Origin of the sequence: Streptomyces rimosus subsp. rimosus, from assembly GCF_000720725.1 — a bacterium.
Lineage (GTDB): Bacteria > Actinomycetota > Actinomycetes > Streptomycetales > Streptomycetaceae > Streptomyces > Streptomyces rimosus_A.
The window spans coordinates 232,483-241,913 of the sequence record NZ_JOCQ01000010.1 but is presented as its reverse complement, the minus strand read 5'-3'; the positions used below and the strand labels follow the sequence as shown (position 1 = coordinate 241,913).

Genomic DNA, 9,431 nt, shown 5'->3' with positions numbered 1-9,431 from the left:
GCGGCCGTCGATGAGGGAGCGGGGCGGTGCGGTGGGCAGGTCGTCGCCCAGGGGTGCGGTGGTCAGGTTCGCGTAGTCGTACGTCCACGGCTCGTAGTAGTCGCTGAGGGCGGGCAGTTCGGGGTTGGCGAAGAGACGGGCTAATCGACGGGCCCGGCCGCCGCTACGGGGTACGAGCCGGCCGCCCTTGAGTCGCCAGCCGCCCTTCCAGCGGTCCTGGTCCTCATGGCCACGGGGGTAGCCCTGGCCGGGGCGGGTCTCGACGTTGTTGAACCACACGTATTCGGTGCCGGTGCGGTTGGTCCAGGTCTGTTTGCAGATGACCGAGCAGGTGTGGCAGCCGATGCACTTGTCGAGGTTCATCACCATGGCCACCTGGGCCATGACCCGGCGGGCGGGGGGTGTGCCGCGAGGCATGTCAGTACTCCACGTTCTGCGAGCGGCGTCGGATGGTGGTGACGGCGTCGCGCTGGTTGCCGGTGGGGCCGTAGTAGTTGGGGGCGAAGGACAGCTGGCCGTAGCCGCCGATGAGGTGGGTGGGCTTGATCAGGAGCTTGGTGAGGGCGTTGTGCACACCGCCGCGCCGCCCGGTGGTCTGGGATTTGGGCACGTTCACCAGGCGCTCCTGCACGTGGTACATGAACACCGTGCCGGGCGGCATGCGGTGCGAGACGACGGCCCGCGCCACGACCACGCCGTTGGCGTTGACCGCCTCGATCCAGTCGTTGTCGGCCACCTCGATCCGCGCGGCGTCCTGGACACTGAGCCAGATGACCGGGCCGCCGCGGGCCAGCGTCTGCATGAGCAGGTTCTCCTGGTACTCGGAGTGGATGGACCACTTCGAGTGCGGGGTGACGTAGCGGACCGTCACCGAAGGAGCGTCGTCCCGCACTGTCGCAGGGTGTTCGCCCAGTGCGGCCAGGTCCAGCGGTGGCCGGTAGACGGGCAGCTGTTCGCCGAGTTCGGCGAACCAGTCGTGGTCGAGGTAGAAGTGCTGGCGGCCGGTGAGGGTGTGCCAGGGCTTGCGGTGCTCGGTGTTGATCGTGAACGGGGCGTACCGTCGCTCCGGGCCCTCCTTGCCCGACCACTCGAAACTCGCCGACACCTGCACCGGGCGGGCCTGGGTGTCGGAGAAGACGACGCGCCGTTCGGCGACCGACTCGCCGAGTGCCGCCAGCCCGCTGCCGGGGCCGCAGCGTTCGGCGAGGCGCGCGAACCCCTCGGCGGCCAGCCGCCCGTTGGTGGTGCCCGACAGGGCGAGGATCGCCTCGCAGAACTTCACGTCCGTGTCCAGCAGCGGCCGGCCGCTCGCCGCGCCCTCGGCGGCCGTGCCGCACCGGCCCGCCAGCCACCGGGCCTCCGCCCGCGGGTACACGGTCACGCCCTTGACCGACATGCCTGCCTCTTCGGCCAGCGGCCCCAGACTCGCCAGCTTCGCGGCCACGGCCGTGTAATCCCGCTCGACGAGCGCGAACGCCGGCAGGTTGTGGCCGGGCCGGGGTGGGCCCGCCTCCCGCCAGTCGGGCACCGCTCCGCCGGGCTGCGCCGTCTCGCCGGGGGTGTCGTGCATCAGCGCGGTCGCCACCAGGTCGTACCGGGTGTCCAGGCGCCCGCGGGCCAGTTCGCTGAGCTTCGACGCCAGGCCGTGGAAGATTTCGAAGTCGGTACGGGCCTGCCAGGGCGGGCTGATCGCGGGTGAGAAGGCGTGTACGTACGGGTGCATGTCCGTGCTGGACAGGTCGTGCTTCTCGTACCAGGTGGCGGCGGGCAGCACCAGATCCGCCATGAGGGTCGTGGAGGTCATACGGAAGTCCAGCGCCAGCAGCAGGTCGAGCTTGCCGCGCGGCGCCTGCTCGTGCCAGGTGACATCGCGCGGACGGGCCTCGGCAGGCGCTTCCCCGGCACTCGCGTTGTCGTCGGCGCCCAGCAGATGCCGCAGGAAGTACTCATTGCCCTTGGCCGAGGAACCGATCAGGTTCGCCCGCCATACGGTCAGCACCCGGGGCCAGTTCGCCGGATCGTCCGGGTCCTCGCAGGCGAACCGCAGCCGACCGTGCCGGAGTTGGTCGGCGACCCACTGGCCTGGTTCACGCCCGGTGGCGCGTACCCGTTCACCCAGGGTCAGGGGATTGTCGGTGAATGTGGGGGCGGAGGGCATCCAGCCCAGGCGCGCGGACTGCGCCACCAGATCAGCGGTGTGCCGGCCCGCGAACAGGCCCCGGCCCGTCGCGGAAGCCAGCGCATCGGCGCGGTAGGACTCGTACCGCCACTGGTCGGTGTGCAGGTACCAGAACGGTGTCCCGGCCATCTGCCGCGACGGCCGCACCCAGTCCGCCGCGCTCTGCAACTGCTGCCACCCGGCGTACGGGCGCACCTTCTCCTGGCCCACGTAGTGCGCCCAGCCGCCGCCGTTGACGCCCTGGCAGCCGGTCAGCAGCAGGAGCGTCAGGAAGGACCGGTAGATGGTGTCCGAGTGGAACCAGTGGTTGGTACCGGCGCCCATCACGATCATGCAGCGCCCGCGGGTCTTCTCCGCGGTGTGTGCGAACTCCCGCGCCGCCCGTACGACGGCACCCGCCGGAACGGAGGTCAGCGTCTCCTGCCAGGCCGGGGTGCACGGCAGCGCGGCGTCGTCGTACCCCTGCGGCCACTGCCCCGACAGGCCCTGGCGGTGCACGCCGTACCGGGCCAGCAGCAGGTCGAAGACGGTCGTCACCCGGCGGCCGCCCAGTTCGCGCACCGGCACCGCCCGGCGTACGGTACCGGTCCCACCCTCCGCGCCCTGATCGAAGCGCGGAAGAAGGACCTCCACACTGGTCGCCCCCTGCTCCTGGTGGAAGCTGAGCAGCGGGTCCACGTCGCCCAGGTCGAGGTGCCAGCGGCCCGCGCCCTGTTCCGACCAGCGTTCCCCCAGCGTGCCGGGCGGCGCCACAGGGGCGCCCCGCCCCGCGTCGAAGACCACCGGCTTCCACCGCCCGGCCGCCCCGTCCCGCTCGTCCTCCGACAGCCCCAGCGCGGCCGCCGTGACGAACTTGCCCGGCACGAAAGACGCGCCACGCGGCTCCAGTTCGATGAGGAAGGGGAGGTCGGTGAAGGTCTTGACGTAGTCGGTGAAGTACGGGACCTGGCGCTGGACGAAGCATTCGCGCAGGATGACGTGGCCCATGGCCATGGCCAGGGCGCCGTCGGTGCCGGGGTGGGGGTGCAGCCATTCGTCGGCGAATTTGGTGGCGTCGGCGTAGTCGGGGGAGACCACCACGACTTTCTGGCCGCGGTAGCGGGCCTCGGCCATCCAGTGGGCGTCCGGGGTGCGGGTGACCGGCACGTTGGAGCCCCACAGCATCAGATACGCCGCGTCCCACCAGTCGCCGGATTCCGGCACGTCGGTCTGGTCGCCGAAGACCTGCGGGGAGGCGATCGGCAGGTCCGCGTACCAGTCGTAGAAGGAGAGCATCGGCGCGCCGAGCAGGGCCATGAAGCGGGCGCCGACCGCGTGCGAGGCCATCGACATGGCCGGGATGGGGGAGAAGCCGGCGATCCGGTCCGGCCCGTGGTGCTGGAGGGTGTGCACATGGGCGGCGGCGGCGATCTCCAGTGCCTCGTCCCAGCCGATGCGGGCCCTTGCCGCGGGCCCGCTGGTAGCGGCGGCGCTTGTCCGGGTCCCCGGTGATCTCGGCCCAGGCCGCCACCGGGTCGCCGAGCCGGTCCCGTGCCTCGCGGAACATTTCCACCAGCACGCCGCGCGCATACGGGTGGCGAACGCGGGTGGGTGAGTAGGTGTACCAGGAAAAGGATCCCCTGGGCTCGTACTCCGGGCGGTCCGGTCCCACCGACGGGTAATCGGTCGCCTGTGTTTCCCAGGTGATGAGTCCGTCTTTGACGAAGACCTGCCACGAGCAGGAGCCGGTGCAATTCACGCCGTGGGTCGAGCGCACCACCTTGTCGTGCGCCCAGCGCTCCCGGTACGGCGCGTCGTTGACCTCCTGGTCCGTACGGAAAACCGCCCGCCGGTCGGGTGTCGTCGTGGTCCCCTGTAACTGCTGGCCCAGCCGGAGCAGCCGTTCCGCCGCCGCACCCGCCACACGTTCCGTCGCCTTGCGTGCCCCGCGATGCGCCACGGCCCGACATCCCTTCTCTCCGTACAGCGGCACCCTGTGTCCGGTCAGTGGGCATGGGCGCATTTCCGGCCCAAGTTTGACCCTGAAATCGCTTCTAGAACCACACTGCCGAGCACAATTGGACAGAGTTATACACAAGCTTCCACATGCTTTGCTCTACTTGCCGCGCACATATGCAGAGAGCGAATGCGTGTTTGTTTTGAGGCGTGAATAACGCCGGATATATGTTTCCCGTGAGAGGTCGGGCCGGGGGTTTCCGGGACTGCGACGGACCACGGGGCCGGGCTTTGTCCTTGAAGTTGCCGCAGCGGCAGCCTCTACCGTCCTGACCAGGGCCGGAAAGCCGGTCCCGCCTAGTGACTCGTGAAGGGAGCGGCGATGTCCTGGCCGATCGCGGAGGTGGCGCGGATGTCCGGTGTGACGGCGCGGACGCTGCGCCACTACGACCACATCGGTCTGCTGCCGCCCGCGGGGACCGGCGCGAACGGGCACCGCTACTACGAGGAGCGGCAGTTGCTCCGGTTGCAGCAGGTCCTCGTCCTGCGGGAGCTGGGCCTGGGGCTGACCGAGATCGGCCGGGTGCTGGCCGCCCAGGTCGACGAGCTGGCGGCGCTGCGCGGCCACCACCGCCGGCTGCTCGCCGAACGCGACCGGCTCGACGCCCTGGCCGCGACCGTCTCCCGCACGATCGGCGAACTGGAGGAGTCCAGGAAGGACGGCACCGCCATGGTGAGCATCAACCGGCCGGAGAACCTGTTCGAGGGCATCCGGCCCCCGCAGTACCTGAAGAGCCTGCGCGACTTCCCCGAGCTGGCGGCCGCCATCGAGCGGCACAACGCGGGGCTGGGCGAGGCTGAGATCGAGGCCGACCAGCGCGAGCGCACGGCCCAGATGGTCCGGCTGGCCGAACTGCTGGCCTCCGGTGTGCCGGCCGACGCCGACCCGGTGCAGGCCGAGATCGACCGGCAGCACCGGACGCTGATCCGGATACGGGAGGTCAGCGCCGAGGAGTACCGCGCGATCGGTCGCGCCTGTGTGGAGAACGAGCACTGGCGCGCCGCGTACGAGTCGATCGCGCCGGGCCTGGCCGCGTACCAGCGGGACGCGATCGAGGCGTATACGGCGGCCCGCCTGGGCTGAGGGGTAGCCGTACAGGCGAACGGCCGCACCCGGTGCGGCCGTTCGCTGGTGGACGGAGACCGCTACATCACGGTCTGTGTCCCGATGGTCGGCGCGGCACCGTTCTTGTAGAGGGCGATGAGCTTGCTGAAGTCGAACGGCCGCTGGTCCACGCAGGTACAGCGGTACGTGTCGCACGCGTCGCAGCCGACGGTGCACGGCGGCTGGACGTCGGGGTTGCCCTGGTTGTGGTCGCGGGTGGCGTCCCAGCCGGACAGCGCGCCGAGCTGGTGCTCGTGGGCGAACTCGACCAGGCTGCGCTGGTTGTCCAGGGTGAAGACCCGCTTGTTGATGTTGCAGCCGAACATCGGTGTGGCGCCCGTACGGTGCCAGACCTTCCCGGCGTCCCACGCGGTCCACAGCGAACTGATCTGGCCGTGCATGGCCTTCAGGCCGATGACGCAGCACTCGTACATGTCGGGCGGCGCGCTCTGGCCGAACTCCATGAGCATGCCGTTGACCAGGCCGGGCTCGATACCGGCGGCGGCCACCTTCGCCAGGAACCTGACGCCGACCGGGCTGAAGCCCGCCGAGCCCTCACCGGGCTGCGCGTCGGCGGGGAGGGTGTAGGAGACCTTGAGGCCGGGGCGCTTGACGAGGACCTGGGAGATCGCCGCCGTGTGCCGCAGGTGCGCCGCCTCGTCGGCCAGGAAGTCGCCCTCGAAGTCGAAGTCGATGCGCGCCACCCCGTAGTTGCGCAGGAACGCCTCGTACTGCTCGACGATCCTCGGGACGCTCGTCTCGACGGCTTCCAGCGGCCGGCCGGAGGCGCCACCGCAGGAGAAGGCGACCCTGCCGCCGGTCGCGGCCAGCTGCTCGATGTCCTTCTTGCCGTACGAGCTCCGGTCGACCTCCCAGTCGGGGCCGTCCTGCCCGGCCCACGCCAGCTTCTTGTTGTTGTTGGCGACGATGAAGCCCAGCATGAAGCCGTCCACGCCGGATTCCTGGGCGTACTGGGGCAGGCTCGGGTTCGGCCAGGCCATGTAGTCCACGTACGGCGCGCGCGGCATGTCCCAGGGGCCGCCGTCCGGGAGCTTGTCGGTCGTGGTGAACTCCAGCGGCTGCGACGGCTCGGAGCGGTTGCCCGCGAGGTCGACGGCCGTGACCCGGACCGTGTACTTGGTCGTCGGGGTGAGTCCGGAGAGCACCGCGGTCTCGTCCTTGACCCGTCGCGGCTGCGGGCCGCCGTACGCCACCTCGTAACCCATCACGCCGATGTTGTCGGTGGACGGGTTCCAGGCGAGCGTGACCTGCGTCGGGCCGAGGGTGTCCGTGTGCACGTTGCCCGGCGTGCTCGGCGGCGTCAGGTCGTCCGGTACGTCGGCCGGCTGTCCGTTGATCTTGAAGTCGGTCGGCAGCGGGCCGGGGCCCGGCTTGGACCGGGAGAAGCCGAGCCGGAACTCCTGCGTGCCGCGCCGCGGCGCAACGGTCTGCCGCTCGGGCACCAGGCGCCCGGTGATGACATTGCCCTGCCGCTGCCAGACGAGCCCGTAGACGTTGGTGACGTTCTGGTCCGACTGCACGCGGAAGGAGATCTCCGGGTTGACGAGTGGTTCGCTTTCGAAATTCCAGACCGTGGCCTTCATGGTGCCGTACCACTCGCCAGGGGATTCCCATTCCGGTGTGACGTACTGCTTTGGCATGTCCACCCCTTGTTTTCGACGTCCGGTTCCGGTGTGTTCCTCCCCCCGTTGCGACAGGGAACCTAGGCACGGCAAATACCGGCGTCAATCACGGAATCCGGCCAGTGGCGGACCGGCCGGAAGAACGCGCGGGGGCGGTGGAATTACGCCGCCGCCGGACCGCCGGGACGGGCACGGACGGTGTCCGGCCGTCCGGCGGGCACCGTCCCGCCTGGGAAAACGGGCGGCGGTGGGCGCTGCCGCCGATGACGCTCCGCCTTCATCGCAGGCCCGTACGCGGCCCGTGCGGAATCCGGAATGCGCTGCCACCACCGGGCCGTAACGGCTCCGAGGTGAGAGGGCGGAGATTGGTGCGACGGGATGCGTCCGAATGAGCCCGCCCAATTCCCGGAAGGACCTGTGCGGGTAAGGCGAAAGCGCTGTGGGTGTGGCCGGGGGAGGGGAACGGGATAATTCAACTACCGCTGATGGGCAATTCAACTACCGCGCGGTGAGGGCAGGATGGCGGCGGCCGCCGGTACCCGAGGCGGTCGGCGGCCGCCGGTACCCGAGGCGGTCGGCGGGGGCCGGAGTCGGCGGTCCGGCTCCCGCACGGGGAGGCTGAGCAGCCTCCCTTACGCGGACTTCCGGTAAGCCCGGAACGCCCGTGTCGCCAGGAATCCCATCACGAGAACCGCCGCCGCGAGCAGGGCCAGGTGGCCCTGGACCGCGCTCCGGCCGGCCTGGGCGAGCATCGCCTGCCGGGCCGCGACGACCGCCCATTCCACGGGGTTGTACGCGGCGACGGCCCCGACCCAGCCCGGCGCGAGACGCAGATCCATGACGGCGGAGCTGAGGAACATCAGCGGCAGCGTGGTGAACTGGGAGATCGCGATCAGCGTGGCCTGCTGCCGGGTCAGCAGGGCGACGGCGTCGGACAGGGCCGAGAAGACCAGCGCCAGCAGGACCGCGGCGAGGACGGTGACGCCCACGCCGGCGACGCCGCCGGGGAAGCGGGCACCGGCGAGCAGCGCGATGCCCACGACGGCCAGGCTCTGGACGACGGTCTGGACCGCCTGGTGGACGAGGGTGGCGCACACCATCGCGCCGCGGCCGGCGGGCGAGGCGAGCAGCCGGTCCAGCACCCCGCGGTCGATGTCCTGGAGGTAGGCCGTCCCCGCCCAGGCGCTCGCGAACATCGCGGTCATCATCACCACGCCCGGGGTGAGGAATTCCAGGAACCCGCCGCTGCCGGACGCGAATCCGGGCAGGTCCGCGACCGCGCGGAAGAGTTGCCCGAACAGCAGCAGCCAGATCACCGGCTGGACGAGCCCGATGACCAGGAAGGTGGGCATCCGCCACAGCGTGCGCTGCAGGCGGCCGGTGAGCAGGGCGGTGTGGACGAGGACCGTCAGCGGACGCGTGCCGGCGGAGGTCGCGTGTGTGGTGGTCACTTCGCCGCCTCCGGGTTCCGCGTCGCCTCCAGGCCCTTCGGAGCCTCATCGCCGGCCGCTTCGAAACCGCGGCCGGCGTGCCGGAGATAGACATCGTCGAGCGAAGGGCGGGCGAGCGTCGCGGAGGCCACGGCGATCCCCGCTTCGTCGAGTGCGGCCAGTACGGCCGGCAGCGCCCTGGCGCCGTCGTCGGTGCGGCCCCGGACCGTACACCCGTCCATGGTGATGTCGCGCAGCACCGGCACCCGCTCCAGCACCGCCCGCGCCCTGGGCTCGGCCCCGGCGAGCTCGACCAGCACCGCGTCGCCGCGCAGACCGCTCTTCAGCTCCTCGGGAGTGCCCGCGGCGACGACGGTGCCGTGGTCGACGATGGCGATGCGGTCGGCGAGCCGGTCGGCCTCGTCCAGGTAGTGCGTGGTGAGCAGCACCGTCATCCGCTCGTCCGCGGCCAGCCGGGCGATCTCGTCCCACATCTCGCTCCGCGCCTGCGGGTCCAGCCCCGTCGTCGGCTCGTCCAGGAAGAGCACCTGCGGGCGGTGCATCAGCCCCAGTGCCACATCCAGCTTGCGCGCCATGCCCCCGGAGTACGTACGGACGAGCCGGTGCGCGGCGTCGGTCAGCCCGAACCGGTCGACGAGTTCACCGGCGCGGGCCCTGGCGTCGCGGCGGGACATGCCGTGGAGGCGGCCCGCGAGCAGCAGGTTCTCGGCCGCGGTCGCCATCGGGTCGGTGCCGGGCCGCTGGGCCACCACCCCGATCGTCCGGCGCACCCGGTCCGGCTGCGCCGCCACGTCGATCCCGGCGACCCGCGCCGATCCGCGGTCGGCGGCCGACAGGGTGGAGAGGATCTTCACCGTGGTCGATTTGCCTGCCCCGTTCGGGCCGAGCAGCCCGAACACGGTCCCTCGCGCGGCATGGAAGCTCAGCCCCCGCAACGCCCTGACCGGGGGTTTGTTCCTGCCTGTGGAGTAGGTCTTGATCAGATCAACGGCTTCCAGAGCCGTTTCCGCACGCCGCAGCGCAGCCATCGCCGCACACCCTTGTCACTGTTCGGTGTG

General features: G+C 70.8%; 4 protein-coding genes and 2 pseudogenes. 1 reads left to right on the top strand and 5 read right to left on the bottom strand.

From position 1 onward, the window contains the following. Together narY and IH45_RS01000000143270 are read right to left on the bottom strand one after the other, a co-directional pair. A pseudogene (gene narY / locus IH45_RS0108150) lies at positions 1-417 on the bottom strand (nitrate reductase subunit beta); the annotation flags it as partial. Position 418: 1 nt separating this feature from the next. Beyond that, a pseudogene (locus IH45_RS01000000143270) lies at positions 419-4,082 on the bottom strand (nitrate reductase subunit alpha). Positions 4,083-4,496: 414 nt separating this feature from the next. Between IH45_RS01000000143270 and IH45_RS0108140 the strand changes: the two are divergent. Further along, positions 4,497-5,258, top strand: a complete 762-nt coding sequence (locus IH45_RS0108140) for a MerR family transcriptional regulator (protein WP_030663659.1) — start codon at positions 4,497-4,499, stop codon at positions 5,256-5,258. Between the two features lie 62 nt (positions 5,259-5,320). On the opposite strand, the gene IH45_RS1000000145105 is transcribed toward IH45_RS0108140, so the two are convergent. The 3 genes from IH45_RS1000000145105 to IH45_RS0108125 form a co-directional block, all read right to left on the bottom strand. Continuing rightward, on the bottom strand, positions 5,321-6,940 hold the full coding sequence (locus IH45_RS1000000145105; RefSeq protein WP_158812970.1) for a fibronectin type III domain-containing protein: 1,620 nt from the start codon (positions 6,938-6,940) through the stop codon (positions 5,321-5,323). Between the two features lie 614 nt (positions 6,941-7,554). Next, on the bottom strand, positions 7,555-8,373 hold the full coding sequence (locus IH45_RS0108130; RefSeq protein WP_030663652.1) for an ABC transporter permease: 819 nt from the start codon (positions 8,371-8,373) through the stop codon (positions 7,555-7,557). Then, positions 8,370-9,401 (bottom strand): daunorubicin resistance protein DrrA family ABC transporter ATP-binding protein, encoded by a 1,032-nt coding sequence (locus tag IH45_RS0108125; protein WP_030663650.1) that lies wholly within the window; start codon positions 9,399-9,401, stop codon positions 8,370-8,372. The genes IH45_RS0108130 and IH45_RS0108125 overlap by 4 nt, the downstream gene beginning before the upstream one ends. Positions 9,402-9,431: the final 30 nt, after the last annotated feature.